The following is a 26,047-nucleotide window of genomic DNA, read 5'->3' as shown; positions in this document are numbered from 1 at the left end:
GCTTATTCGGGTTCAAAATCGGATTTTGCCGCCCCGCAAGTGGGACAAACCCAATCGTCGGGGATATCTTCAAAGGGTGTACCGGGAGCTATGCCTCCGTCGGGGTCGCCTTCTGCTGGGTCGTAGACGTAATTGCAAACTGTACAAACGTATTTTTGCATTTGCTTAACTCAATTTTCTATTGTAAGCCTATAGATTGTACTTGACAACGCAACCTAGTGCAATACCACTTTCAAAAACTCATGAGACTTTCAGCCATTCCCAAATGATTAAAAATTAAGTTTTTCACAATTATAAAATCTAAAATCTAAAATCGTCAAAGCCTCTAGAACTGTGGTTCTAGAGGCTTGATTGTATTTTTTATTAGTTTAGTGCGATTAGAAGACTAGACTTTCGCTAAAGGCTTAGTCCAAACGCCGTTTTCATCTTCTTCGTACTGCTGGTGAATGGCGTCCCAAGCGGTGTGTTCCGCTTGTATCGAGTCGTTGGTTTCATCAAATGCGGCGTTGTATGATTCCATAAAGGTTTTTTGAGCTGCTTCCGACAGGTGCGATCGCACTTCTGGAGATAAGTCTGCCGGACTATTGCAGCGACCTTTGACAGCGCGCGGCAGCGTCATTTCGCTAACTGAAACTTCTTCGCCGCCGGCACTTTCTAGCAAGAGTTGAAATTCGCCCGATCGGTCGGCGGCAACTTCTGCCATCACCAGAAACTCGCCTGCTTCAACGCGGGTTTGATAGATAGTTGCTTTCTCTTCCGGCATTCCCACAGCGACTAAAGCGGAAACAAGACCCGCACCGGCCGAACCTGCGATCGCGCCGCTAGCTGCACCCAACAGTACCGCACCCAGCGGGCCCGCTGATACTACTGCACCGACAAAGGGAATAAACAGCACGCCGACGCCTGTTAGCAAACCCAAAAAAGAACCGAATAAGGAACCAAAAATCGCCCCGCTTCGGAGACCGCCTAATATCACATCTTTTTTAGTAATAAAGCCGGCAATTTTAGTTTTAGATTGAAAGTTTTTTCCCATTACTGAGATGTGGTCGCGGGAAACTCCTCGATCGAGCAACCGCCGAATTACGCCGTCTAATTGTTCTTCTTCCTTAAATACGGCTGAAACTGTTCGTTCGGCTAAATATTCCTCTGTCATTGTTCCTCCTTGATGGTTGGTAGATTACTTGTGCTGGTTTTCAGTATAGGAGGACACCGCAGGGCGATCGCATCAACCGCGAGATAGAGGTCGATGCGATCGGATATAGTTTGAGGATCTATCAAAAGAGTTAAGCAAGTTTTTAAGGGCTATCGCTCATCTATTACAAATAGTTATTCCTCTCTGATATAAGCCCCCAAATATTCCAGTTGATTTATCATTTCCTCGGCTGACTTAGCCGCCATTAGATTCAATATTCCCCGCCACTGAGCGCCTACTGAGTAATTTTGTCTAGGTACAACAATAATTCCTGAATGAGTTCTTTTTTGTTCAGCAAAAGTTCTGTGCAAACGGCAGAAATCTCCCATGTTAGAACTGTAAATGACGCGCCCTTGCTCAGTTGCCCAGATTAGCTGCTCCTCATCTGAAGAGCTAAGTTTATTCGCGTCTGAGGTAGTCATCACCTCTACAGCAGAATTACGCAAAGATTCTACCAACGAAAGGTTGCCAGAATCTTCATCAATAGAGAGACGAATTTGACTCACGATAACTTACCTGCCATGTATTCAGCTTCCCAATACTTGCACTCTTCGTAGTACGCTGCTATCTCCGCCTCAACTTCATCTTTATTAGCGTGATAATAAGCCAAGCCTGCATAAATTTGTGCTAACGTCAAATGCGGAAATTCTTCAGCAATTTTTTCAGGAGTCATTCCTGCTTTGTAGTCAATTGCTATGCTCCGCACGGACATTCTAGTTCCTGCAATTCGCGGGTGGCCGCCGCAAGTTCCGGGCGTGCGGACAATTAGCGTTCCTATATCAACGGCAGTTGTCATATTTATCTCTATTAAATTAACTTTATTTTATTGTAACTCAAATTCTCATAGAATTGATTTTAACGCAGGAGTGTAAAACGAGCGATCGCTCCGGCATCTGCCCAACATATTTTTTTTTCGCGGGTTGTGAATGTCTAAAAAAACGCTACACAGATACAGGTTCCAGTTCGATAAGTGTCACATAACTTAACTATATTTGTGTCCCATAAATACAATAATATTTAAACGCCAAGCTAGACAAAAAACAAATTTTATCTTACTCAATTTTTAACAGCGCTCTTGATGGCGCAGTTGCACAATTTCTACCCGATCGCATTTATCAAGGTTAATCAATGCCACTAGCACCCCTGTTTCCTGTCGTTCATCCCATTCTCAAATCGGCTTTTCCCGGATGTCTGTGGACGGGAGATATCAACAGCCGAGAAATTGCCCTCACATTTGACGACGGGCCGCACCGTCATCACACACCTCAACTGTTAAAAATTTTAGATAAATACGACATCAAAGCTAGTTTTTTCTGGCTGGGGTTTTGCGTGGACAGGCATCCCGAAACGGCTAAAGAAGTGTACGATCGCGGGCACTGGATCGGCCTCCACGGCTACCAGCATATATCGTTTCCCAAACTCAAAACCCACGAACTCAAACAAAGTTTAGAAGACACCCAAAAAGCAATTGCCAAAGCTTGCGATTTAGACCCAAAATTAATCCTGGACGTGCGCCCGCCCAACGGCATTTTTACGCCGCGAACATTAGAGTTATTGCAACAGTGGGAATATCGCCCTGTAATGTGGAGTGTTGTCCCGGAAGATTGGGTGCGACCGGGGGTGAGGAAAGTTATTAGTCGCATCGTGCAGCAAACTGAAAACGGATCAATTATTGTACTGCATGACGGCTATTGCGGCGGCGAAGATGTTGCAGATTCGGCGGATAAAATAATTCCCTTGCTTTTGTACAAAGGTTACAAATTCGTGACAGTCGATCGACTGTGGGAACAGAACAACATTCAAATAACAGGAAATTAAATCCATGAAAAAAAGACAGTTTATTGCATCTCTTTGTTTGGTAAGTGCCGGATGGGCGATCGAGCTTTCTCCTGCTTCGCTAAGTGCTGAAACTCCACTTGTAGTGCAGCAGCCAGCCCCTGGCGTATCCGCGCCTGCCCCAAACTCGAAAAGCCCGCAAGTGGAACTGCTAAATCCGGGAGTGGAACCACGACAGGAACTGCGTTTAAAACCAGCTATCGATGTCAAAGAAACGACAGTTATGACCGTAAAAATGGATATGGAAATATCCGCATCCGGTCGGTCTTCGCCTGCGGCTAAAATTCCTGTATCGGTGATGACTTTCGAGACAAAAGTCACTAAGATTGATCCCAACGGCGATATTCACTACGAGTTTGCTTATACTAACTCAGATATCGTCGGCGATACTGGAAATATGCCGCCAGCCGTCCGAGATGCCATGCGTTCCGCACTCAAAAGCATGGTCGGAATGAAAGGCTCTTTCATCATGGACAATCGCGGTTTTAATAAAGGAGGTAACTTTATTTTGCCCGAAAAAGCTGACAACAACCTCAAACAAATGGTTGGACAAATGTCTAAATCTCTAGAGCAACTTGCCTCGCCGCTGCCTGCAGAAGCAGTAGGAAAAGGAGCCAAATGGCGCGTTTCTTCTTCCTCGGATTTCGGCATGAATGTGAATAACATTGCTACCTATGAATTGGCTAGTTGGCAAGATGGAGTTGCCTCTCTGAATGTAAGTATAGAGCAGCAAGCAAAACCTCAAAATATTACCTCTCCCCAACTGCCTCCGGGAACTACCTTAACCCTAAAATCTTTTGCTTCCCAGGGTCGGGGAGCAGCCACAAGGCGCTTGGATAGATTAATGCCTTTTCGGTCTACTGAGTCTGTTAGTTCAAATAGCGAAATGAGTGCTAAAAATGCTGGCAGTTCTCAAGAATTAACAATTACAACAAAAATGGCGATGGAGATGACTTTAGAGTCGAAGTAAGCTTTATTATACCAACTGGAAAAAGTAGGGACACGGCCTTGCCGTGTCCCTGGTGGCAGCTAAATTTTTAATAAATGGTATTAAATCGGGCTAATATACTGGATATTATGTAAATTTTCCGAAACTTTCGATCGCCAATTTGCAAGTAGAGGAGTCTGTTCTATGGTTCGATCGCACAAAAGTCAAGCTGTAATTGCTTTCGTCGTAGCTTTAGGGATAATCATCGGGAATTTAGTGTTTCCGGGTCTGAATGTAGCGCCGGCATTTGCTGAAGCCAAATTTCAGGATGTTAACAACCATTGGGCTCAAGCTTGCATTGAGGAGTTAGCAGAGAAAAAAATTATCAGCGGCTACTACGAAGACGGCACTTTTCGCCCGAATCGCCCAGTCAGCCGCGCTGAGTTTGCGGCAATGGTTCGCATGGCTTTTCCCGATGCCAAAACCGTCCGCGCTCCGATCGATTTTGCAGATATTCCTACAAATTACTGGGGTTTTAAAGCAATTCGAGAAGCTTATCAGACGGGTTTTATGTCCGGTTACAGCGGCAGCATTTTTAACCCGACGTTGAATGTTACCCGCTGGCAGGTTTTGGTAGCTTTAACCAGCGGCTTGAAATATACACCTGCGGGGCCGGCGGCTGAGATTTTGGATGCGACTTTTGAAGATGCGCGGGACATTCCCGAACTGGCCAGAAGTGCGATCGCCGCCGCCACAGAAAAACAACTTGTGGTCAATTATCCGGCTGTTAAACAGCTAGAACCTACTCGGAATGCTACTCGCGCCGAAGTCGCAACTTTTTTCTGTCAGGCGCTGGCCAAACCCGGCCAAACTGCCTTAGTTCCTGCCCAATATATTGCCCAAGTTCCGGCGAATATCGGCCCGCCGAGAACAACAGAAATCTCGGAAGCGGGGAAAGTTCGGGCGGAAGTTTCTTTCGTAAAAGAAGCAGAAAATGCTAAAAATCTCCGCATTAGAATTATCCGCGACGGTAAAACTTTATTAGAAGAACCAGTGCTGATTCCGACTCGTTCTCTAGTAGATAACCCCGACCAAAGGGCCAGCGAAGAAATATCAGAAGGACGTTTTTTATCGCTGCGAATTCGCGATTTGGACGGCGACAAGGAACCGGAAGTGCTGGCAGATTTAGTCTCTATCAAAAGCGGCGTCCGCTGCTGCAATTATTCGTTTATTTACCGCTACGACTCTGGGGCTAACAAATACAGTCACGTCAAGCATTTTTGGGGCAATGTGAGTTACGAAATAGTCGATTTTGGCAAAAATGATATCCCAGAGTTTAAGAGCCAGGACGGCAGATTTTCCGAGGCTTTTACAAATTACGCTGATTCTCGCTTTCCGCTGCAAATTTGGCAGTACCGCCAAGGTAAAATGCAAGATGTTAGCAAACAGTATCCGGTGGAAGTATACACGAATTCTGCTGAGCTTTGGCTGGAATCTAACAAGCGCTTGAGTGAAAATGGGGAGGTGAAGGGGGTTTTGGCGGCCTTCATGGCGAACAAGTATGTCATGGGCCAGGATGCGGAAGGTTGGCAGTTGTTGGAGAAAGTTTATCAAGGACGCGATCGCACTCAATTCTTTGGGAAGTTGCGGGAGTTTTTGGTAAGTACGGGTTATGCTAGTAAGTAGATTTGGAGGTTTTTAACCGCAGATTAAAGCGGATTAACGCTGATAATATCTGTAGGGGCGGGTTTTACGAATAATATCTAATTCCTACTAACAATATTACTAAACCCGCCCCATACAACAGATAACCAAAGTCAACTATTCATCAAATTTATCGTCACCTATTAATTTGTTTAAATAAAGTAAATTACTACTCACATCTTGCCCCATTCTCCAGAACAGGCAAGATGCCTGTTCCACAAAGAGTGAATTTTCTTGTGGAACAGGCATCTTGCCTGTTCATAAAAAGCTTATTGAGAATAGTGCAACATCTCAGTTACTAACAACTTGTGAACAAATACCAAAAATTGTTGCTTTTTGAAGCGCCAAGCTAAAATAAATATAAAATCTCACACATTAAATCACTTAAAATGGTATATCCACCTGCACCGTGGCATCTGCAAGGTTATGCTGTTGAGACTTTACAATTGGTAGATGTAGCACGAGTGCGCCCCTTGGTTCCCTCTGAGTTAGAAATTGTCTCTTTATTGCCAGGAAAAACCCTAGGTGGCATTTATATATCCTCCTACGGGTTGGGTTCGGTGATGGAGTACAATGAGTTAATTGTAGTTAGCGCGATCGCCAATTATGCAGGAAAATGGGGCGCTTGGATTTCCCACATCTACGTAGACAATCCTAACTCGGTAGCCGGCGGGCGCGAAATTTGGGGACTTCCTAAAGAATTAGCTACATTTAGTTGGGAAGGTAGCGATTCGGTAAAAGCATCACCGCTAGGCTACCGCGTCACAGTTAGCCAAGAAAACCGTCAACTGTGCAGCCTCAATTACAGCCAGCAAACTTTAGCCTTACCGCTGCCTTTTAGCGGAAATGTTTTCAGCGCTGACCGCAGCAATTTGCTGTTGTTTAAAGGAGGATTAGAGTCTCGCATCGGTTTGATTAAAGGCGAATTAGAAGTGGGCGAAGAAAGTCCTTTTGCCAGTTTAAACTTAGGCCAGCCCTTGCTAACAGTTGCCTGCGAAGATATGCGTTTAACAGTCGGTGCGCCGGAATTTGTGGGAAACAGAGCCGTTGAGTTCAGTTATTAGCTGTAAAGTGCGGGTATTCGCCGTCAACCTAAAAAAACAGAACAGCCAGAAACCCGGTTTCTTGAAGAAGCCGGGTTTCTGTCGCGGCGTATTAGTTTGAGCTACTTACTAATCTTTTTGAGGACTTACGCATCAAAGGGCTAAAAACCCGGTTTCTTCCTAGATGCCTGGTTGCTGCACCCAATATTCTCGGATAAACGGGGTTTTTTTTCGTAAGTCCTATTTTTAAATGCCAGCGCCTGGAGCGGCTTCAGCACCCATTTCTAAAACTGTACCGCGAAGGAAATCAATTTGCTGCTGAAAGTCCATGCCCTGAACTTTTCCTAATAAAGCTTTTCCTGCGTCAGGAAGTTGATAGTCTGGAGGCACAGGAATAATAGTTCCTTCGTCCATTCCTACTGCTAGGAAATACCAAAAAGCCAGCTTGGTTTCTGGGCTCATCGAACCGTACATCCGGCTGATTTCAGTATTGGCTTTTGAGGCAATGTCGCGCATTACTTGTAGTTGTGCTTCGTGGGGCAGCGGTTTGACTTGCTCGAACAAACCCTGAGCGATTTCGGAACCGGAAGCACCGGGAGCCGCTGGCGTTATTGACTTGCCGATTTCGGTGTAAACAAACCACAGCACACCTAATTGGTCGTCTACACTCAAGCTCTGAATATCTGCTTTTCCTTGGTCGTAAGCACCGGCAGTAGTAAATGTCATTCAAGCCTCCAAAATAATATGTATTGCTCAGTTTTCTTATGTTTGAGAAAACTTTTGTTTGCTACTTAAGTTAAAGTACCTAATAAATAGTGATGCTAGAATCTTGCTTAAGACAGAGATGATCCCGGACATAAGTTTGGGGAGTAAATTCACCAAAATTGGGAAAATTTGCAACCAAAGGATGAGGAAAATTTGACAAGATTGTTGTTGGCAGAGCTCATGATTAGCATTGTTTAGCCGATCGACGATCGCCTATAATCGCAACAGACCTGTATTGAGGTGGCTGTTATGTCGATCGCAACTGCAAAACGCTTCACCATAGCGGAATATCATCGCCTCACAGAACTGGGGTTCTTTGGTGAGGACGATCGAGTTGAGTTAATTAATGGAGAACTTGTGAAAATGGCAGCTAAAGGTACCGCTCACGAAACCTGTCTGAGAAGATTATTGCGGGAATTAAGCGCCATAGTAGCAGAGCGGGCAACTTTACAGTGTCAATCTCCCATCGTTTTACCGACAAACAGCGAACCTGAACCTGATTTTTCGCTCGTACAAAATCGCCCTGACGACTATCTATCCTCTCACCCCTGTCCAGGGGATATACTGTTGCTGATTGAGATTGCAGATTCTTCTTTGAGTTACGACAAACAGGTTAAGCTCCCCCTTTATGCTGAAGCCGGAATCTCGAACTATTGGATATTTAATTTATTACAAACTTGCTTGGAATGTTACAGCGATCCGTATCAGAATGCCCCTGGCCAATTTGGTTATCGCAGGACGCTGATTTTTCTGCCCAACGAGTCTGTTAATCTGCCTTATTTTCACGACTTGGCGCTCGATTTATCGAGAGTATTTCCGCCAACTATAGAATCCTGAAGGACTCTGATATTATTCCAAAGAAAATAGGCTGGCAAACAGCCAGCCTAGAATCAGGAGAACTTTATTTCAAACTCGTTGAAAGTCTAGCTAAACAAACCCGAAATCCCGTTGACTGCTATTGCTCCAGCCAAAGCCGAAACAACTACAGAAGTCAGAGCCGTACCGAACAGCCACCAAGCTGCGGCTGCTGCCGCTTCGCGCGCATCTTCGGCTTGCTGCTTGGTCTTTTTCTTGAGCTGTTTGATGCGTTTTTTGGCTTCATGTTGCAGGCGTTCCGATCGCAATAAAACGCTGTCCCTGGCTCCTTCCATTTGGTCAACAATTCGGTGCGCGTCAGTCTCGGAAATATCGGAACGAGAACTCAGCAGGGCAACTAAAGTACCGCGATCGAACTCACCTAAACGCTCTTTAATCGCGTCAAATCCGGCCTGCGGGTCGTCAAACACTTTGCGGAAGTCCCGCTTGATGCCTTCGTAGTTGAGCTCTGGTCGATCGAGCGAATTGAGGTAATCCCGGATTTTCCCGAAAATACCATCCATTGCTGACTGAAACTTGTCCTGAACCATTTGAACTTGTTCGACAATTTGGTTGCGGACAGATTCAATTTGGTCGGCAATTTTGTTCGCTTCCTCTTCCGAGATGTCTTCCCGCTGCGACAGCAGCGCTACCAGCGTACCCCGATCGAAGTGCTTCACGCGATCGCCCAAACTTTGCATCCCCATTCCCGGCTCGCTAAAGAGCAACTGCAAATCGCGTTTGATGCTTTCAGGATTGAGTTCTTCCTTGTCCGTATTCCGCAAGTAATTTTCCAAACTTCCTTGGAAATCTCGGACTGTTTTTTGAGCGCGAGATGCCAAGCGGCGGGGCGATTTCACGATGCTGCGAATTGAATCTTGCACGCGATCGATCGTCCGATTGATCTGTTCTTCGCTCAAATCTTCCCGCTGTGAAAGCAGCTTGACTAAAGTTTCGCGATCGACCTGAGAAAGTCTGTCCCGAAGTGCCAAAGCACCCTCTTTCGGATTTTCAAACAATTTAGTCAAATCCCGATTGATGGCTTCTGGATCGAGTTCTTCCAGGTTAGTATTCCGCAGGTACTCGCCAATTTTTGCAGTAACTTCCTCGTACTGTTGCTTAGCTCTATCTGCAACTATTTGCGGCGCGTGGATAATGTTGTCGCGCACAGATTCGATCCGGTCGATCGTCTGATTGATCTGTTCTTCGCTGAGGTCTTGGCGCTGTGACAGCAACTGCACCAGCGTATCGCGGTCGAATTGAGACAAGCGTTCTCTCAGCGCTTTAAATCCGGCTTCCGGGTCGTTTAACAGCGTTTGAAACTCGCGCTCGATCGCTTCAGGATTGAGTTCTTCCTTATTAGTATTGCGGAGATAGTCTTCTACCTTTTGTCGCAATTCTTGCGCTTTCGATTGCGCTTGCTCTTGCAATTCTTGAGCTTTAGAAATCACGCGATCGCGCGAACTTTCGAGCCGCCCGATTAACTGATCGGCTTCCTCTGGACTGAAATCTTCCCGCTGACCCAGCAACTGCACCAAAGTATCGCGGTTAAACTGCGAAAGGCGATCGCGCAAAGCCTCAAAACCAGCATCCCGGTCTTCCAAAAGCGCTTGGAAATCGCGCTCGATACCTTCAGGATTGAGCTCATCTTTGCCAGTCGCTCGCAAATAATTCTCAATCCGGCTCCGCAAATCTTGAGACTGTTCTTCACCAGCAGCAGCTTGCACAATTTCCAACACTTCTTGGCGGACACCTTCAAGCTGTTCGGCAATTTCCGTCACCTGTTCAGGAGCAAACCCCTCGCGGCGGCTGAGAATCCCTACAAAATAATCGGGATTAAACAGCTCTAACTGGCGCAAAACAGCCCCGGGAGAAGCTTCCGGGTCGTAAATCACATCCCTAAATTCCTGCTTGATTGTCTCCCGGTTGAGATGCCAAGGTTGGGCATTCATCAAGTAGTTTTCCACATCAGCCTTAGCTGTATTGAAAGGCAGCGCAGGCACTTTGTCGCCCACCTTAGAAGCCAAAGATTTAGCTTGTTCCGTCCCTTTGGCTGTCAGTTGCTGCAACTGACCAGTGATTTTTTCAACATCCAAATCAGACAAATCCGTCCGCGACAAAACAGTGTTCACAAGAGTGCCCACACCCAACTGCATTGCTCGCTTCATGCCGCTGCTGGATTCCGATTTGTTTTCCCTACTTTCCAGAATTTGAGACAGCTTGGCGTTGAGTTCGTCAGACTTCAGCAAATCGGGAGCCGCAAACTTGAGAAAATCCACCAACTCTAAATTCGGGTCTTTCTGCTCTTGCTGCTTGCCGAAAGTTTGCTTCCAAACGCCTTCGAGTTGGTCAGCAACTTGAGTTATTTCCTCTTGAGAAAAGTCGGTGCGACTCTTAACTAAATCCACAAAAGTCTGGCGGTTAACATTCTTCAGAACGTCGCTTCCCGCAAGAGATTTGATATCTGCATCGCCCAGCAACTTTTCAAATTGACCGCGAATTTCCTTAACATCTAGTTTCGGTAACTGCAAAGAACCCACATAATCTTGCAGTGTTTCGCGAATGCTATCCGGGTCTACCGCCGAACTCAATTCGCGGCGGACAGCGGCAACAGATGCCTCTACAGTGTTGACCATTTGGTCGCTGGCCATCTTGCCGCCGATCGCAGCACCAGCAGTGCCCATGACGCCTTGAACGCCTGAAAAAGCAGTTTTTATCAAGGAACCAATCATGGAACCGACGGCGCTAGAACCGAGCCACACCAGGGTTAAAAAGTACGCAGCCCAGATTACCACACCAATAATTGCCGCTCCGTCTACCGAGGCAATTGAAGTTAGTTTGACTGCCAGAAAACAAGCCAAAAATAAAGCCAGGTTAACGGTGACTAAAATCCACCCCCCGACTAAACCTTCGATTTTGCGAACTTTACGGCCTATACTTTCGGACTCATCATCATCGTCATCGTCGGGTAAAGCCTCGTCCCAATTTGAGATTTTGGCGGCGATCGAGAAATTTGTTAACAGGAACTGGAAGCCGAAAGCCATGATGACTCCGGCGATTAATGCCACGAAAAACTGCGGGCTTAAAAACATCAGCCCTCCGATATCGGGGTGGTCAAATGGCACATCCATTTGTACTGGCATTTCTACTGGCATTTGTACTGGCACTGGCATTTCTACTGGCATTTCTACTGGCATTTGGCCCCTATTGACTTGGGGAGTGTACAGCGACATTAATAACTCGCTTTGAAACATAATTTCCCTCCTAAGTTTTTATGCCTAACTCGGCATAGCGAAAATAGTCCCCAACTTTTTTATAGGGGATTTTGTAATCTTTAGATGATGGTTTGTTTTGGTTCGGCTTTATCTTACGGAAAGCCTTATTAGTGAAATTGGGATGAGTAGTAAATCAGTTCTCTAGTTATCTCATCCTTACTGCTTATTATGGCTGTGGAAGCTAAAAAATAAATCCGTCTAAAGTCAGAAATCAGTCTTTCTGGGACTAATAGCAGCAGAGTTCGCATAAACGTGGCAAGTTTGAGGCGGGGGGCGATCGCCACCAATTATCTATAGTAGTAAACTGAGATTCGGCGCACCCTACATATCGTAGAGTGCGCTAGCGAGTTAGGATTCCGTTGGATTTTTAGGCTCAAAACGAGCGAGTAATTGCGATCGATCGAGCTGCATACTCAGTCGCGCGATTTCAAGAAATTCTAGTTGAATCAAAGGCTCAATTATTTGGGCTAATTCTTTATCAATTTCGCCAAATCTTACTTGTAATATACTTTCAACAAACTGGCGTTTACTTTGCTGAATACCTTGCTCGATACCTTGCTAAATACATTGCTCGATACCTAGCTGAATACCTTGCTCGATACCTCGCTGAGTTGCTTCTTCAAGCCGTTGTAAATAGAGGGGTGATAGTTGCATAATTACCTCCCCATTTAGTCGATAATAAATAGTAAAGTGATATTGAGCGCACCCTACCGATTGTAGAGTGCGCTGCTGAGTCAGGATTCCGGTTGATTTTTTTGTTCAAAATGAGCTAGCAATTCAGAGCGATCGAGCTGCCTAATTAGTCGCGTGCGATCGAGGGGTTCTAGCTGAATCAAAGGCTCGATTATTTGGGCTAATTCTTCATCAATCTCGCCAAATTTTAGTTGTAGGAGACTCTCAACCATCAGGCGTTGAGCGCGCTGCATAGCTTGCTGCATACCTTGCTGGATACCTTGCTGAATACCTTGCTGGATACCTTGCTGGATACCTTGCTGGATACCGCGCTGAGTTGCATCTTCCAGCCGTTGCAAGTAGAGGGGTGACAGTTCCATAATTAACTCCCGATCTTCTCGATCTATGTCTTGACGTACTTCTAATATCGTTCGCAAGTTGTACAACAATTCTAACGCATTCAACCGAAAGACATTATCTGAGGGTAACTCTCTCAATTCGGCAATAGCTTGCTTCTGCACGTTTCCCTTCCCCAAAACTCTCAGCCACAGAGTTTCTGGAGTCCGGGGGAGTTGGTGAATGGCAATAATCGCTGCTTTCAGAGATGGGCCCAGAAAATAAACTCCACTTACCCAATTTTCCGGTTCGGGAATGGCTCGAAATCCAGCTAGCATCGTATCGGAAACAGTCGGCGACAGTATCCAGAGTTGGGGCAAGTCTGCCTCTGCAATCCGGGTATTTTCTCTAGCTGCGGCGCGTTCAAATTCGCCGTGGATATCGAAGAGTTTGCCCAGACAACTGCGAATTTCTCCGATTTGGACTGGGCTGCGGAAGGGTTCAAATACAGCGGGTTTTGCTGCGATTTGACCCAGAATGCCGAGGGCTGTTGCTTCGACTTCCGGTTCTGCTTTCGGGGAAAATAAAACGTCAACCTGCCTTACTTCTCCAGCGACATCCCGGCTGGTTTCTACATTACCGAGAGGGGTTAATAGTTCTTTCAAATACTGTTTAGCAAATTGGTCGTGGATGAATCTAGTCATGATAATTTTTAGCTATCAACTGTTTAAAAACCTCGCCATCAACTGTCAACTGTCAACTGTCAACTGTCAACTGTTTACAGCATTTACCCTCACAGTTGCGAAGGCTGCGAATACAGCCGTACTCCTCGAAACGTTGACTGTGTTTGCGAACAGTAGGATATGCCAGTAAATATAAGGGAATTCCGATTATTTTGTAAAGCAATCGACCAGCAGCATGAACAATATCCCAAATTTCGCTTAAATTAGGTTCTCGAACAAATTCTCCTATTTCATCTTTTAAGGCAAGCCACTGAGATTGCACAGTAGGAGAGTGACAATTATCAAATACTGCCATACCTTTTTCGTAGTTTCGCCAAATTTTATTCATATATTTAATCAAATCCGCCTCACGTCTGATAATATCAGAAGTTAATCTGAGATTACAATCATCCGGTATTTTAAGGAAATCAGCCATGCGACTCTCTCAAATGCTTTTTGTCACCCTGCGCGAAGACCCGGCAGAAGCAGAAATTCCCAGCCACAAATTATTACTCCGTGCCGGATACATCCGGCGCATCGGTAGCGGAATTTACGCTTATCTACCTTTAATGTGGCGAGTTCTCAAAAAAGTATCTCAAATTGTCCGCGAAGAAATGGACGCTACCGGCGCTCAAGAATGTCTCCTCCCGCAATTGCAACCGGCCGATTTGTGGCGGGAATCCGGCCGCTGGGATACCTACACTCAAGCTGAAGGTATTATGTTTGCCATGACAGATAGGCAGCAGCGAGAATTGGGATTGGGCCCAACTCACGAAGAAGTAATTACTACAATTGCTAAAGATATGATTCGTTCCTATCGGCAATTGCCTTTACATCTTTATCAAATCCAAACTAAGTTCCGCGATGAAATTCGCCCGCGTTTCGGGTTGATGCGCGGTCGCGAATTCATTATGAAAGATGGCTATTCTTTCCACACTAACGAAGAAAGTTTGAAAAAAACTTATCAGGATATGGCTCAAGCTTATAGCAATATGCTGCGCCGATCGGGCTTGCAATTCCGAGCAGTAGATGCTGATTCTGGAGCAATTGGTGGCTCTGGTTCTCAAGAGTTTATGGTGTTGGCTGAAGCGGGAGAAGATGAAGTTCTTTATACTGAAGATGGTCAGTATGCAGCTAATGTGGAAAAGGCTGTCTCGATGCCTGCTGATGCCGAACCGTCGCCCTTTGCCACTTTTGAAAAGCGGGAAACGCCGGGAACTGAAACAATTGATAAACTTTGCAAATTTTTGAAATGTTCTCCGACGCAAGTTGTCAAAAATGTGCTTTACCAGGCAGTTTACGACAATGGCATGACTGTTTTGGTATTGGTAAGCATTCGGGGCGACCAAGATGTGAATCAGGTAAAGTTGCTGAATGAGTTGACGAAGTTAGCGGGCAATTATCAAGCTAAAACTGTTTTATTTTTGACTGTTCCCGATGCGGAAGCTCAGCGGAAATGGGCGGCTAAATCTTTACCTCTCGGTTATATGGCTCCCGATGTTGCTGATGATTATATCGCTGGAAGCAAGCAGGTAAACTCTAAGTTTTTGCGTTTAGTCGATCGCACTGCAGTTGAGCTGACAAACTTTGTCACCGGTTCAAACGAATCAGGATACCACGTTGTCGGGGCTAATTGGGATAAAGAATTTCCGCTACCAGCAACGGTTGTGGGTGTCAGAACAGCCAAAAAGGGCGATCGGGCCGTGCACAACCCCGAACAAACCTTGCAAAGCGCCAGAGGCATCGAAGTCGGCCACATCTTCCAATTAGGAACCAAATACTCCCAAGCAATGGGCGCTACCTACACCAGCGAACAAGGCGAAGAAATGCCCTTTGTTATGGGCTGCTACGGCGTCGGCGTGTCGCGGCTAGCTCAATCGGCCGTAGAACAATCCTACGACAAAGACGGGATAATTTGGCCAGTGGCGATCGCCCCGTATCACGCCATCATTAGCATCCCCAATATTTCCGACGCCCAACAAGTAGAAGTCGCCGAAAAACTCTATGCAGAACTCAACCAATCTGGCATTGAAACCCTACTAGATGACCGCGACGAACGAGCCGGAGTTAAATTCAAAGATGCTGATTTAATCGGCATTCCCTATCGGATTGTTCCGGGCCGTTCGCTGAAAGCAGGCAAAGTTGAAGTTGTAGAAAGAGCAACTCACAAATCCCATGAAATTCTCATTGATGAAGTCAATTCTACTTTAAAACAGTGGATTGAAGCCGCCATCAACTAAGCCTTTATAATTGGTAAGGTGCGCGCACCGCGCACCTACATTTAGGCTCGCAATGTTCCCGGTGTACACCCTACATTGCGAGCCTCTTGGGAGCATCTCAATGAAAGCACCCAGCTAGAAATTGGAGTTTGGAGGCAGGAGACAGGATGCAGCAGGAAAGAGGAAGAAAGAAGGAGCCAGAAGAAGTGTTTTTACAAATAATATGAGATGCTCTTCCCTCTTCCTGACATCCATGACATCCATGACATCCATGACATCCATGACATCCGTGACATCCGTGACATCCGTTACAGAATCCGTTGCCGAACTTCCCTCTTCCTGACATCCATGACATCCATGACATCCGTGACATCCGTGACATCCGTTACAGAATCCGTTGCCGAACTTCCCTCTTCCTGACATCCATGACATCCGTGACATCCGTTACAGAATCCGTTGCCGAACTTCCTTGAGATGTGAAATTCCCTAAAACTTAAAACTCGGTATGAATCTGAACCTAAATCAGTTTCTGCGATTCCCTCAATCCCGAATTGGGCGGTACTTAGCTCAAGTAACTGTCGTTGCTGTCGCTTACGCCGTGGGAGCGAGGCTAGCAATTTCAATTCAAGGTGTTAGTCCCTTTGCTGCCTCGGTGTGGCCACCCGCAGGAATTGCCCAAGCTGGACTTTTATTGTTTGGGAGTAAAGTCTGGCCTGCCATAGTTTTGGGTACATATTTGCTCAATTTAGTTAACCCCAATGAACAAATATTCGTGGTTTGGCTGGGAGGAAACGCCGGGGCGATTCTGCAAGCTGTTTTTGCAGTAACCGCCCTGAGCTGGTTCCGGTTTCGTCCCTCTATCGAGCGATTGAAAGATGTAATTAATTTAATCTTGTTTGGCGGTCTAATTGCTACTCAAATCAGTTGCACTATTGGGGTTTTTTCTCTATATTTAGCTGGGAAAATAGAGTGGAGTGAATATTGGTCGGCTCGATGGAATTGGTGGTTGGGAGACACAATGGGAGTTTTAATTATAACTCCCTTAATTTTAATATTTATTCGTCCTCAATTGGCAGCAGATAGTTTAAAAATACAAACAGAAACAAAGGAAAATTATTTAATTGAGCGAGGAGTATGGTTAATATTATTAATTGGGGTGAGCTGGCTGGTCTTTGAGTCGAAACATGAAGCTTCTATTTCTCGTTATCCCCTGGAATATTTACCGTTTCCTTTGATAATGTGGGCGGCGCTTCAATTCGGTCAGCGAGCCGCTGTCCTAGCATCGTTTATTGTCTCAATCATCGCAATTTTTGGCAGTTCTCATGGAGGGGGGCCATTCACAGCTAAAGCCGACAATATTAATCAGGCTATCTTATTCTTGCAAGCTTTTATGGGTGTAATTACGATTACCTCGCTGTTATTGGCAGCGACAGTAGCTGAACGCACATCAGCAGAGTATTCTCTGCGGGAGAGCGAAATTAAATATCGAGAATTGGTGGAAAATGCTAACAGTATTATTCTGAAACTGGATGCTGATGGCAATATTACTTTTTTTAACGAATTTGCCGAAAAATTCTTTGGTTACAAGGAGGAAGAAATTCTGGGAAAAAACGCCTTGGGAACCATTATTCCACAGACGGACATGGAAGGGAATAACTTAGAGTTGGTTTATAGTCAACTTTTACAAAATCCCGATCGCTTTACCAGCTATGAGAATGAAAATATCCGGCGCAGTGGCGATCGGGTTTGGGTATCTTGGGCAAATAAACCGCTGGTTGATTCAGCGGGCAAACTTTTGGGCATCCTCTGCATCGGGACAGATATCACCGATCGCCGAAAAGCTGAAATAGCGTTGCAAAAGCTGAATGAAAAGCTGGAAATCCGAGTTGAAGAACGGACAAATGCCCTGAAACAAAGCGAACTTCAGCTACAAAAACAGAAATCGGCATTAATTGATTTAGCCAAAAATAAAGCGCTGAATCAAGGCGACTTAACAAAAGCGCTTCAAGAAATAACAGAAACTGCTAGCCGTACTCTGGAAGTTGCCCGATCGAGCGTCTGGCTGTACGATCGCACTAAATCCAAGATCGAGTGCCTAGATTTGTTCGATCGCACTCTCAACCAGCACTCACACGGCTTGGAATTAGCAGCAGCAGACTATCCTGTCTATTTTCAAACACTGCGAGAAGAACGCGCAATTGCTGCCTTTGACGCACAAAAAGATTTTAGAACTAGAGAATTTGCGGAATCTTACCTAATTCCGTTCGGCATCACTTCCATGCTAGATACGCCGATTCAAATAGGCGGAGAAACAGCAGGAGTTCTCTGTTTAGAACACGTAGGAATGCCCCGCTTTTGGACGATTGAAGAACAAAGTTTCGCTGTTTCTCTAGCAGACTCTGTAACTTTCGCAATGGAAGCGCGAGAACGCCAGCGGGCTGAAGAAGCGCTGCGGCAAGCTGAAGAAAAATACCGCAGCATTTTTGAAAATGCGATCGTCGGCATTTTTCAAACTACCCCAGATGGGCAATATCTCAGCGCCAATCCTGCTTTGCTTCGCATTTACGGTTACAGTTCGCGCGAGGAATTGGTCGGTACACTAACTGATATTAGCCAACAACTTTATGTTGACCCCGATCGCCGGGCCGAAATTGTCCGCTTAATAGAAGAACAAGGCAAAGTATCGGATTTTGAATCTCAAATTTACCGCCGAGATGGCAGCATAATTTGGGTTTCAGAAAATACTTATACCGTGCGCGATTCCTACGGAAATTTGCTTTATTACGAAGGTACTGTTCAAGATATCACAACTCGCAAACAAGCTGAGGCAGCTTTGCGCTTAGAACAAGAAAAATCCGATCGTCTCCTACTCAACATTTTACCGCAACCGATCGCGGACAGATTAAAACACGACCAAAGCATCATTGCCGATACATTTTCCGAAGTAACAGTATTATTTGCAGATATAGTCGGTTTTACTCAAATTAGTTCCCAAATTTCTCCGCCCGAATTAGTTTCCTTGCTTAACGACATTTTTTCCACATTCGATCGCCTAGCAGAAAAGCACGGATTGGAAAAAATTAAGACCATTGGCGACGCTTACATGGTAGTTGGAGGGCTGCCGATGCCCCGCAGCGATCATGCAGAGGCGATCGCAGAAATGGCCCTAGATATGCAGCAGGCAATTATGGACTTCAGCCATACCCACAATCAAGATTTCAGCATCAGAATCGGCATCAACAGCGGCCCGGTTGTCGCCGGAGTAATCGGTATTAAAAAATTTATTTACGATTTGTGGGGAGACACCGTTAACACCGCTTCCCGCATGGAATCCCACGGCTTGCCGGGGTGCATTCAAGTAACAGAGGCAATTTATGATATATTGCAGGACAAGTATGTATTTGAAAGTCGCGGCGCGATCGAAGTCAAAGGCAAAGGCGAGATGAACACTTACTTTCTTACAGGCATCAAGTTATAGCAGTAAGAAAAAAGGTTCTTCGGCTTCGGTCAGGAGAAAAAGAAGGAAGAAGCAAGAAGGAATAAGCAATATAATAACTCATATTTCAGCAATCAAAAATCTCTTAAGACTCCGGCGCGGTTGCTATAGTTAGTTAAAAATCTAACACTCAGTATGAACCAAAACAAAAATCTGTTTTTGCGATTTCCTCAATCTAGAAATTGGCAATACTTAGCAAAAGTAGCTGCCATTGCTTTTGCTTACGCTTTGGGAGGAAAAATAGCAATTTCAATCCCAGGCGTCAATACATTAGCTAGCTGCGTCTGGCCGCCGGCAGGAATTGCACAAGCTGCACTTTTATTATTTGGTCGGCGAGTTTGGCCGGGAATAGCTTTAGGGGTATTTTTGTTCGATACTATCAACAAAATGTCATTTTTTAGTGCATTTTTAGCTGCGTGCAGTGCTTGCTTGCAAGCTTTTTTTGCATTTGCTTTGTTGCGAAAACTCAACTTTCGCTCATCACTATCTCGGCTCATAGATGTAGTCAATTTAGTCTTTTGGGGCGCTATAGTTGCGACTCAAATAAACTGCACTCTCAGCACGTTACGCCTGTGTTTAAGTGGTTTAGTTGACTGGAGCGAATATTGGCACATTCGATGGAATTGGTATCTCGGAGATACATTAGGAGTTTTAATTTTTACTCCCCTGCTGTTAATTCTATACAACCACAAACCAGCGCCCACCCCTTCACAAAATACAGCTTCTAAAACAATTGTAAATCGCATAAGTGTCGGAATATGCCTGCTGTTATTAGTAACGGTCAGTTGGCTAGTCTACAACTCAAAAAGTCAAAGTAATCTCTCCGGTTATCCTCTCGAATACTTGCCATTTCCCTTGGTAATTTGGGCAACCATTCAATTCGGTCAGCTAGGGGCGGTTTTAGCATCTTTCATTGTATCCAGTATCGCCATTTGGGGCGGTTCTCAGGGAGGTGGCCCCTTTATTGCCAAAGGGGAAAATATCAATCAGGCAATCTTATTTTTGCAGGCTTTTATGAGCGTAATTGTAGTTACATCGCTGCTGTTGGCGGCGACAGTAGCCGAACGCGCCTCAGCAGAGGATTCGCTGCGGCAAAGCGAAATTAAGTATCGGGAATTAGTGGAAAATGCTAACAGCATTATTTTAAAAATAGATAGGCGAGGAAATATTACTTTTTTTAACGAATTTGCACAGAAGTTTTTTGGTTACGATGAAAAAGAGATAATTGGCAAAAACGCCGTGGGAACAATCATTCCCCAGAGAGATACAAGAGGAAATGACTTGGCAGCCAAGTTGAGAGATATTTTGGAAAACCCAGAACAATATACGCGAAATGAAAATGAAAGTATCCGGCGCAGCGGCGAGCGGGTTTGGGTATCGTGGGCAAATAAACCGCTGTTTGACGCGGCAGGAAAGTTCGCGGGAATGCTGGCAATTGGTACGGATATCACAGACCGCAGGCGGGCTGAAATGCAGCTTGTAAAGCTGAATGACGAGTTAGAGTTTAGAGTAGAAGAACGAACTAATGCTCTGAATGAGACTTTAAGTGCACTGCGAGTTCAACAGGAACAATCAGAACGCTTGTTGTTGAATATTTTGCCTGAAGAAATAGCAAATCGCTTGAAGCGGGGAGACAGTACGATCGCAGATACTTTTGCGGAGGTTACTGTCTTGTTTGCGGACATAGTAGGCTTTACTCAATTGAGCTCGCGAGTTTCTCCAACGCAATTAGTAGCCTTGCTGAATGATATCTTTTCGACATTTGACAACCTAGCAGAAAGACACGGTTTGGAAAAAATTAAGACGATTGGCGACGCTTACATGGTAGTTGGAGGGCTGCCAATTCCTCGCCCGGATCACGCAGAAGCGATCGCAGAAATGGCCCTCGATATGCAGGAGGCAATTACTGACTTCAGCAATATCCACAATCAAGATTTCAGCATCAGAATTGGCATCAACACAGGCCCGGTTGTCGCCGGAGTCATCGGTATTAAAAAATTTATTTACGATTTGTGGGGAGACACCGTTAACACCGCTTCCCGCATGGAATCTCACGGCTTTCCGGGGTGTATTCAGGTAACAGAGACAACTTATCAGCAGTTGCGAGAAAAGTATCCCTTTGAAAACCGTGGCGCGATCGAAGTTAAAGGCAAAGGCGAGATGACTACTTATTTACTGCAATGCCGAAAATTGCTCTAGTAAAGGTTTTTCTCTAAAAGTAAGGGCGATCGCACTCTCAAATGTGCGATCGCCCTCATTTTAATTTAGCCAAGTTTTTTAAAGCTTGTACAGGTTAATTCCAGCTTCCTTCGCCATGATTTCCAAACCCTTGTGTTCCAAGGTTTTAATTGCCTTGGTAGAAAGGTGCAATTTTACCCAGCGCTTCTCCTGTGGCCACCAAACCCGCTTCCACTGCAAATTTGCCTCTTGCAACTTGTGAGTGCGGTGGTGCGAGTGAGAAACCGCAAAACCGTTATTCGCCTTCTTCCCCGTTAGCTGACATTTCCGTGACATATTGCGCTCCAGATTACCGTTTTTTTGCGTGCAGCCTTTTATTATATAGCAACAGCGCAGAACCCCCCTAGCCCCCCTTGTTAAAGGGGGGACAAAAAACACCCGATCGCCCGCTCAGCAATAGAAATAAACTCTTACTCCCCCCCTTAGCAAGGGGGGGTTGGGGGGGGTTAATTACATTGCACGTTCAGTCAACTTTGTCAAGACTTGATTCGATCGCTCGACAAAATCCTTCATCCCTTCAGCATCGAAACCCTTCTGGGCCATCAAAGCCAAGTCGTAAACGTGGTGACAAATCATACTCGCCAACTCAGCCGACGGAGACTCCCCGCCGCCTTGAATAATCGCACCCTGACTCAAACTCGCCAGATTTTGAATCAGCGGGTGAGACGTATTCACCAGCAAAACGTGGTCTTCGGGGAATTCCGCCGCTTGCTGCTGCAAAAGCGCCGTCATGTCGCGCATCCGGCGCAAAGCTTCCGGTAAAAGTACGATCGCAGGTGGCGTCGCCTCCGCAGAATCAGACTTCAAAGCTTCTGTGCGAATGTTCACTTTCGGCTTATTGAGAGCTTTTTGGAACATTTCTTTAACTTGTTCGCTGCGAGTTTTATTCGTCGCCGGATCGACAATTTCCGCTTCTTTCTCTTTGTCAATTAGCGTTTCGTCGATGTCGGAATCAACCCGCGAGAATTTGACATCTGAGTGTTCTCGTTCCAAGAAGCTGATAAAGTGCGTGTCGATGAAAGAATCCATAAACAGCACTTCTAAACCTTGGCTTTTGTGCATAGCAACGTAAGTTGCTTGAGACGCCGGATCGGTACAATAAAACACGCGATTTTCGTGGCGTTTTTGATTGCGTTCCAAATACTCTTTTAGAGTCGTGTAAGGTTGCGTCGAAGTAGAAGTTTCCGACTTCGGAGTGACATCTTGCCACAAATCTCCTTCCTCACTTTGCACCTGAACTTCGGGCGTTACAGTTTCTGGCTTCTCGGCTGTTGGTTCGTAAGTGCTGCGGTAGATTAAAATATCTTCGACTTGCTTTTTGAACTTATCATCGTTGAGAGTTCCAAACTTGACAAAAGTGCCGATATCTTGCCAGCAGCGGATGTATTCGTCACGATCGTCGCGGTAGAGTTCTTTTAGGCGATCGCCCACTTTTTTCGCAATATAATCAGCGATTCTCCTGACTGTGCGATTGCTTTGCAAAGAACTGCGAGAAACGTTCAGCGGAATATCCGTACTGTCAATAACTCCCCGCAGCGGCATCAAGAATTTCGGGATAATTTCTTCGCAGTGGTCGCTGACAAAAACCTGGTTGCAGAATAGCTTAATATTGCCTTGGGTAACATCGACATCCGGGCGCAGTTTGGGAAAGTAAAGAATCCCGTTGACAATGAAAGGATAATCTGTATTCAGGTGTACCCACAACAGCGGCTCGTCTTGGAACGGGTAAAGGTAGCGGTAGAGTTCCAAGTAATCTTCTTTTTGCAAATTGCTGGCTGATTCCCGCCAAATTGCTTTGTGCTTGTTGAGTTCCTCTCCCTCAAATTTGATGGGAACTGGCATGAAATCGCAGTAAGTTTTGATTAACTGCTTAATGCGAGTGGGTTCTAAATATTCTTCTTCTTCGTCTTGGAGAGTAAGAGTAATAGTAGTGCCGCGTTCCGTGCGGGAAGATTCTGATAGTTCAAAAGCGGGAGAACCGTCGCAAGACCAGTGTACTGCTTGGGAGCCTTCTTGGTAAGAAAGAGTATCAATGTCTACTTTCTTCGCCACCATGAAGGAAGAGTAGAAACCGAGACCGAAGTGACCAATGATTGCGTCATCGCCACTGCCTTGGTATTTTTGAATAAATTCTTCTGCGCTGGAGAAAGCGACTTGGTTGATGTATTTTTTTACCTCGTCGGCGGTCATGCCGATGCCGTTATCGGAAATTGAGAGGGTTTTGTTTTCTTTGTCGATCGCTATGTTGATTTGCGGTTCGCCCATGTCGCCGCCGTATTCGCCGGAACGGGAAACCATTTTGAGTTTGGCAATGGCATCGACGCCATTAGAAATTAGCTCCCGCAAGAAGACTTCGTGGTCAGTGTATAGCGACTTCTTGATAATCGGGAAAATATTTTCGGTATGGATTGAGATTGTTCCCTGTTCTAAAACTGTCATAATTTTTCTCTGTGATGAGTGCTAATTGCTTAGAAATAGCTATTTAATGATTTTCGGCGATCGTGCTCTCTTCTGCAAAAGGGATTACCACAAAAAGATGATTCGGTTTTCCCCACATCTTGCACAATTCTCAATCAGCCTTTCAGGGGCGGGTTCTCGTCTCCAACCCCTACTCCCCACAAGATAATTAACTTTTTGTGGAACAGGCCGAAAAGCCTGTTAAGCGAACATGGTGCAAGATGTCAGTTGCCCTCACATAGTAGCTCACAAAGGCAACTGCAGGAGAAAGGTGCTGCCGGAACCCAATTCGCTGCGGGCGCTGAGGCTGCCGCGGTGGGCGCGGGCTATGGTTTGGGCGATCGCCAATCCCAGTCCCGAACCGCCGGTATGGCGCGATCGATCGCTGTTGACTCGGTAGAATCGATCGAATATTCGCTCTAAATCTGCCGCCGCTATCCCAATACCGGTATCTTGCACCTGAACGATCGCCTCCTGGTGGCTGCAATCTAAAATAACTGTTACTTTCCCGCCCGCCGGAGTGTATTGAATCGCATTAACAATTAAATTAGCAACTAAGCGATAAAGTTGGTCGGAATTGCCGACAACATTTAATTGCTGCTGCACTCGCACTTCGGATGTTAACGCTACCTTAGAAGCGATCGCCATTGCTGCCAATTCCTCGACTAAATCGCTCACCAAGTCATTCAAACAACACAATTGAGGGCGATCGCGTATCACTTGATTATCCATGCGAGCCAGTAGCAGCAAATCAGCCACTAACTGAGTTAACCGTCGGTTTTGGCGCTCTACAGTTCGCAAAATTTCCCGCGCTTCTTTTTCATCCAATTGAGGCGTCAACAGCGCCGATTCTACTGTCGCCTGCGAAGCCGCTAAAGGCGTCCGCAATTCGTGAGCAGCATCCGCTGTAAACTGTTGGATTTGTCGGTAGGAAGAATAAATCGGTTTCATGGCCAATCCTGCCAACAACCAACTAGCAAAGCCTATCAAAATCAATGCTGTAGGCAATCCTAATTTCAAAACCCATTTCACTGTACTGAGATAATCATTGAAGTCTTGCAGGCTCCGCCCAACTTGAAAATATCCCCAATCTTGCTGTGTTTGGGTGTGTAGCGCTACAGAAATTTGGTGGTAAACATTGCCTTTGGTATCAGTTATTGTTTGCCAGTATTGGGAGTTAAATGCTGGTGGTAATTCTTCGGGATAAGCGCCTGCGGTAGCAATTAATTTGCCCGAATCATCAAATAAACGAATATAGTAATAGCCTTGGTTGATAGCGCTTAAAATATGGCGGCTTGGCAACTGTTCTGTAATGCCTTTAACTCCCATTAGGCGGAGGTTGGGCAAAAGTTCGTTTACTATTGGCTCCAAGCGTCCGGGCTGCTGCAATTTGAGTTCTAGGCTGTCGTGTAGCGTCCCCGCTACCGATTCTAATTCGCGGTCTATGGCTACCCAGTGAGCGTGGGCGATCGCCTTGTATACGCCAAATCCCAACAAGCTTAAAATCAAACCCATTACAGCCGCATAGGAAATGGCTAATTGCCAGCGAGTTCGATTAAATAGTTTATTTTGATTCACCTTTCATATCTTGCTAGTAATTGGTAATTGGTAATTAGCTGAAGATGATATTTTTTTTATCTACCGCAGAGGACGCAGAGAACGCAGAGGAGGAAAAAAGAGAGAATAAGCTTAGACCTCTTGCGAAAATAGCTGGCACGGGCTCTCCGGCCCGTCCCACAAAAATCTTTTTTCTTGTGGGATGGGCTTCTAGCCCCTTCCAAAATTTGATTAAAACGACTTTTGCAAGAGGTCTATTATCTGAAATCCTTGCAGGGAAAGAGTTTGACAAAAAGCAATGATTATGTTTATCATAGTAGAAAATAAAGCTACAAACCCCATCCCAGTAAGAATTTTAAACAGTGCTTTTGATTTTTGTTTTCGGAGAGTGACAAAAGAGGGTTAAAGACCCCCAAAGCGAGGGAAGGACTCTGAGAGATATGGGAAATGCTTACGATAACCTCGGCGACTACGCCAAAGCCATCGACTTCGCTCAGCAGTGTTTGGTGCTCGCGCGAGAAATTATTAAAGACCGCCAAATCGAGGGGGAAGCTTTGGGAGCTCTGGGAAATGCTTACCGTAACCTCGGCGACTACGCCAAAGCCATCGACTACCAACAGCAGTCATTGGCGATCGCCCGAGAAATTGAAGACCGCCAAAGCGAAGGAATAGCTCTGGGAGCTCTGGGAAATGCTTACTTTTCCCTCGGCGACTACGCCAAAGCCATGGACTACCAAAAGCAGTGGTTGGCG

The 26,047-nt window shown here is 45.6% G+C and carries 22 protein-coding genes; 9 read left to right on the top strand and 13 right to left on the bottom strand.

Going from position 1 to position 26,047, the window contains the following annotated elements; all coding sequences use genetic code 11:
* Positions 1 to 2: 2 nt before the first annotated feature.
* The 5 genes from rd to QUB06_RS00975 all read right to left on the bottom strand — a co-directional run bounded on the left by rd (position 3) and on the right by QUB06_RS00975 (position 1,988).
* On the bottom strand, positions 3 to 161 hold the full coding sequence (rd, locus tag QUB06_RS00995) for a rubredoxin (protein ID WP_333065750.1): 159 nt from the start codon (positions 159 to 161) through the stop codon (positions 3 to 5).
* Between the two features lie 224 nt (positions 162 to 385).
* The gene (locus tag QUB06_RS00990; protein ID WP_333433848.1) at positions 386 to 1,153 is read right to left on the bottom strand and encodes a ChaB family protein; all 768 of its coding nucleotides are present in this window, start codon (positions 1,151 to 1,153) and stop codon (positions 386 to 388) included.
* Positions 1,150 to 1,278, bottom strand: a complete 129-nt coding sequence (locus tag QUB06_RS00985; RefSeq protein ID WP_333433847.1) for a hypothetical protein — start codon at positions 1,276 to 1,278, stop codon at positions 1,150 to 1,152. The genes QUB06_RS00990 and QUB06_RS00985 overlap by 4 nt, the downstream gene beginning before the upstream one ends.
* Positions 1,279 to 1,326: 48 nt before the next feature.
* A complete protein-coding gene (locus QUB06_RS00980; protein WP_333433846.1) occupies positions 1,327 to 1,698 on the bottom strand; it encodes a DUF5615 family PIN-like protein in 372 nt (123 codons plus the stop codon).
* On the bottom strand, positions 1,695 to 1,988 hold the full coding sequence (locus QUB06_RS00975; RefSeq protein ID WP_333433845.1) for a DUF433 domain-containing protein: 294 nt from the start codon (positions 1,986 to 1,988) through the stop codon (positions 1,695 to 1,697). Before QUB06_RS00975 ends, QUB06_RS00980 begins: the two co-directional genes overlap by 4 nt.
* A gap of 332 nt (positions 1,989 to 2,320) precedes the next feature.
* On the opposite strand from QUB06_RS00975, the gene QUB06_RS00970 reads away from it, so the two are divergent.
* From QUB06_RS00970 to QUB06_RS00955, 4 genes are all read left to right on the top strand, one after another.
* The gene (locus QUB06_RS00970; RefSeq protein WP_333433844.1) at positions 2,321 to 3,010 is read left to right on the top strand and encodes a polysaccharide deacetylase family protein; all 690 of its coding nucleotides are present in this window, start codon (positions 2,321 to 2,323) and stop codon (positions 3,008 to 3,010) included.
* A gap of 4 nt (positions 3,011 to 3,014) precedes the next feature.
* Complete coding sequence (locus tag QUB06_RS00965) at positions 3,015 to 3,998, top strand: DUF6263 family protein (RefSeq protein WP_333433843.1); 984 nt, start codon at positions 3,015 to 3,017, stop codon at positions 3,996 to 3,998.
* A gap of 162 nt (positions 3,999 to 4,160) precedes the next feature.
* Positions 4,161 to 5,642, top strand: coding sequence for an S-layer homology domain-containing protein (locus tag QUB06_RS00960; RefSeq protein ID WP_333433842.1), 1,482 nt, complete (start codon positions 4,161 to 4,163; stop codon positions 5,640 to 5,642).
* A gap of 407 nt (positions 5,643 to 6,049) precedes the next feature.
* Entirely contained in the window at positions 6,050 to 6,724 is a 675-nt protein-coding gene (locus tag QUB06_RS00955; RefSeq protein ID WP_333433841.1) for an acetoacetate decarboxylase family protein, read from the top strand.
* A 225-nt stretch (positions 6,725 to 6,949) separates the two neighbouring features.
* On the opposite strand, the gene QUB06_RS00950 is transcribed toward QUB06_RS00955, so the two are convergent.
* On the bottom strand, positions 6,950 to 7,429 hold the full coding sequence (locus tag QUB06_RS00950; RefSeq protein WP_333433840.1) for an orange carotenoid protein N-terminal domain-containing protein: 480 nt from the start codon (positions 7,427 to 7,429) through the stop codon (positions 6,950 to 6,952).
* Positions 7,430 to 7,717: 288 nt separating this feature from the next.
* Between QUB06_RS00950 and QUB06_RS00945 the strand changes: the two genes are divergently transcribed.
* On the top strand, positions 7,718 to 8,305 hold the full coding sequence (locus tag QUB06_RS00945; RefSeq protein ID WP_333433839.1) for a Uma2 family endonuclease: 588 nt from the start codon (positions 7,718 to 7,720) through the stop codon (positions 8,303 to 8,305).
* 86 nt (positions 8,306 to 8,391) lie between these two features.
* On the opposite strand, the gene QUB06_RS00940 is transcribed toward QUB06_RS00945, so the two are convergent.
* The 3 genes from QUB06_RS00940 to QUB06_RS00930 all read right to left on the bottom strand — a co-directional run bounded on the left by QUB06_RS00940 (position 8,392) and on the right by QUB06_RS00930 (position 13,677).
* On the bottom strand, positions 8,392 to 11,577 hold the full coding sequence (locus QUB06_RS00940) for an MFS transporter (protein WP_333433838.1): 3,186 nt from the start codon (positions 11,575 to 11,577) through the stop codon (positions 8,392 to 8,394).
* Positions 11,578 to 12,332: 755 nt separating this feature from the next.
* Positions 12,333 to 13,310, bottom strand: a complete 978-nt coding sequence (locus tag QUB06_RS00935) for a hypothetical protein (RefSeq protein ID WP_333433837.1) — start codon at positions 13,308 to 13,310, stop codon at positions 12,333 to 12,335.
* Positions 13,311 to 13,362: 52 nt separating this feature from the next.
* Positions 13,363 to 13,677 (bottom strand): hypothetical protein, encoded by a 315-nt coding sequence (locus QUB06_RS00930; protein WP_333433836.1) that lies wholly within the window; start codon positions 13,675 to 13,677, stop codon positions 13,363 to 13,365.
* A gap of 85 nt (positions 13,678 to 13,762) precedes the next feature.
* Here QUB06_RS00930 and proS point away from each other — a divergent pair, with 85 nt between their 5' ends.
* Complete coding sequence (gene proS, locus QUB06_RS00925) at positions 13,763 to 15,568, top strand: proline--tRNA ligase (protein WP_333433835.1); 1,806 nt, start codon at positions 13,763 to 13,765, stop codon at positions 15,566 to 15,568.
* A 114-nt stretch (positions 15,569 to 15,682) separates the two neighbouring features.
* Here the strand turns inward: proS and QUB06_RS00920 are convergent, their stop codons facing one another.
* Entirely contained in the window at positions 15,683 to 15,988 is a 306-nt protein-coding gene (locus QUB06_RS00920) for a hypothetical protein (RefSeq protein ID WP_333433834.1), read from the bottom strand.
* Between the two features lie 64 nt (positions 15,989 to 16,052).
* Between QUB06_RS00920 and QUB06_RS00915 the strand changes: the two genes are divergently transcribed.
* Positions 16,053 to 19,025, top strand: coding sequence for an adenylate/guanylate cyclase domain-containing protein (locus QUB06_RS00915; protein WP_333433833.1), 2,973 nt, complete (start codon positions 16,053 to 16,055; stop codon positions 19,023 to 19,025).
* Positions 19,026 to 19,178: 153 nt separating this feature from the next.
* Entirely contained in the window at positions 19,179 to 21,242 is a 2,064-nt protein-coding gene (locus tag QUB06_RS00910) for an adenylate/guanylate cyclase domain-containing protein (RefSeq protein ID WP_333433832.1), read from the top strand.
* Positions 21,243 to 21,320: 78 nt separating this feature from the next.
* Here QUB06_RS00910 and rpmB read toward each other — a convergent pair whose 3' ends face one another.
* The 3 genes from rpmB to rppB form a co-directional block, all read right to left on the bottom strand.
* A complete protein-coding gene (gene rpmB, locus QUB06_RS00905) occupies positions 21,321 to 21,557 on the bottom strand; it encodes a 50S ribosomal protein L28 (protein WP_242724808.1) in 237 nt (78 codons plus the stop codon).
* 174 nt (positions 21,558 to 21,731) lie between these two features.
* Positions 21,732 to 23,720 (bottom strand): molecular chaperone HtpG, encoded by a 1,989-nt coding sequence (gene htpG, locus QUB06_RS00900; protein WP_333433831.1) that lies wholly within the window; start codon positions 23,718 to 23,720, stop codon positions 21,732 to 21,734.
* A 264-nt stretch (positions 23,721 to 23,984) separates the two neighbouring features.
* Positions 23,985 to 25,316 carry a two-component system sensor histidine kinase RppB gene (gene rppB / locus QUB06_RS00895; protein WP_333433830.1) on the bottom strand — a complete coding sequence of 444 codons (1,332 nt, stop codon included), beginning with the start codon at positions 25,314 to 25,316 and terminating at the stop codon, positions 23,985 to 23,987.
* A gap of 419 nt (positions 25,317 to 25,735) precedes the next feature.
* Here rppB and QUB06_RS00890 point away from each other — a divergent pair.
* On the top strand, positions 25,736 to 26,047 hold a 312-nt coding region (locus tag QUB06_RS00890; protein ID WP_333433829.1), incomplete at its 3' end, for a tetratricopeptide repeat protein.

The organism is Microcoleus sp. D2_18a_D3 (assembly GCF_036702455.1).
In the GTDB taxonomy this organism is placed as follows: Bacteria; Cyanobacteriota; Cyanobacteriia; order Cyanobacteriales; family Microcoleaceae; genus Microcoleus.
Note: the sequence above shows the minus strand (reverse complement) of the source record. Positions and strands in the feature narration are given on the sequence as shown.

Coding starts and splice junctions, on each gene's coding strand:
- rd (WP_333065750.1), bottom strand. CDS start 161: ATGCAAAAATACGTTTGTACAGTTTGCAATTACGTCTACGACCCAGCA.
- QUB06_RS00990 (WP_333433848.1), bottom strand. CDS start 1,153: ATGACAGAGGAATATTTAGCCGAACGAACAGTTTCAGCCGTATTTAAG.
- QUB06_RS00975 (WP_333433845.1), bottom strand. CDS start 1,988: ATGACAACTGCCGTTGATATAGGAACGCTAATTGTCCGCACGCCCGGA.
- QUB06_RS00970 (WP_333433844.1), top strand. CDS start 2,321: ATGCCACTAGCACCCCTGTTTCCTGTCGTTCATCCCATTCTCAAATCG.
- QUB06_RS00965 (WP_333433843.1), top strand. CDS start 3,015: ATGAAAAAAAGACAGTTTATTGCATCTCTTTGTTTGGTAAGTGCCGGA.
- QUB06_RS00960 (WP_333433842.1), top strand. CDS start 4,161: ATGGTTCGATCGCACAAAAGTCAAGCTGTAATTGCTTTCGTCGTAGCT.
- QUB06_RS00955 (WP_333433841.1), top strand. CDS start 6,050: ATGGTATATCCACCTGCACCGTGGCATCTGCAAGGTTATGCTGTTGAG.
- QUB06_RS00950 (WP_333433840.1), bottom strand. CDS start 7,429: ATGACATTTACTACTGCCGGTGCTTACGACCAAGGAAAAGCAGATATT.
- QUB06_RS00945 (WP_333433839.1), top strand. CDS start 7,718: ATGTCGATCGCAACTGCAAAACGCTTCACCATAGCGGAATATCATCGC.
- QUB06_RS00940 (WP_333433838.1), bottom strand. CDS start 11,577: ATGTTTCAAAGCGAGTTATTAATGTCGCTGTACACTCCCCAAGTCAAT.
- QUB06_RS00935 (WP_333433837.1), bottom strand. CDS start 13,310: ATGACTAGATTCATCCACGACCAATTTGCTAAACAGTATTTGAAAGAA.
- QUB06_RS00930 (WP_333433836.1), bottom strand. CDS start 13,677: ATGAATAAAATTTGGCGAAACTACGAAAAAGGTATGGCAGTATTTGAT.
- proS (WP_333433835.1), top strand. CDS start 13,763: ATGCGACTCTCTCAAATGCTTTTTGTCACCCTGCGCGAAGACCCGGCA.
- QUB06_RS00920 (WP_333433834.1), bottom strand. CDS start 15,988: ATGTCACGGATGTCATGGATGTCAGGAAGAGGGAAGTTCGGCAACGGA.
- QUB06_RS00915 (WP_333433833.1), top strand. CDS start 16,053: ATGAATCTGAACCTAAATCAGTTTCTGCGATTCCCTCAATCCCGAATT.
- QUB06_RS00910 (WP_333433832.1), top strand. CDS start 19,179: ATGAACCAAAACAAAAATCTGTTTTTGCGATTTCCTCAATCTAGAAAT.
- rpmB (WP_242724808.1), bottom strand. CDS start 21,557: ATGTCACGGAAATGTCAGCTAACGGGGAAGAAGGCGAATAACGGTTTT.
- htpG (WP_333433831.1), bottom strand. CDS start 23,720: ATGACAGTTTTAGAACAGGGAACAATCTCAATCCATACCGAAAATATT.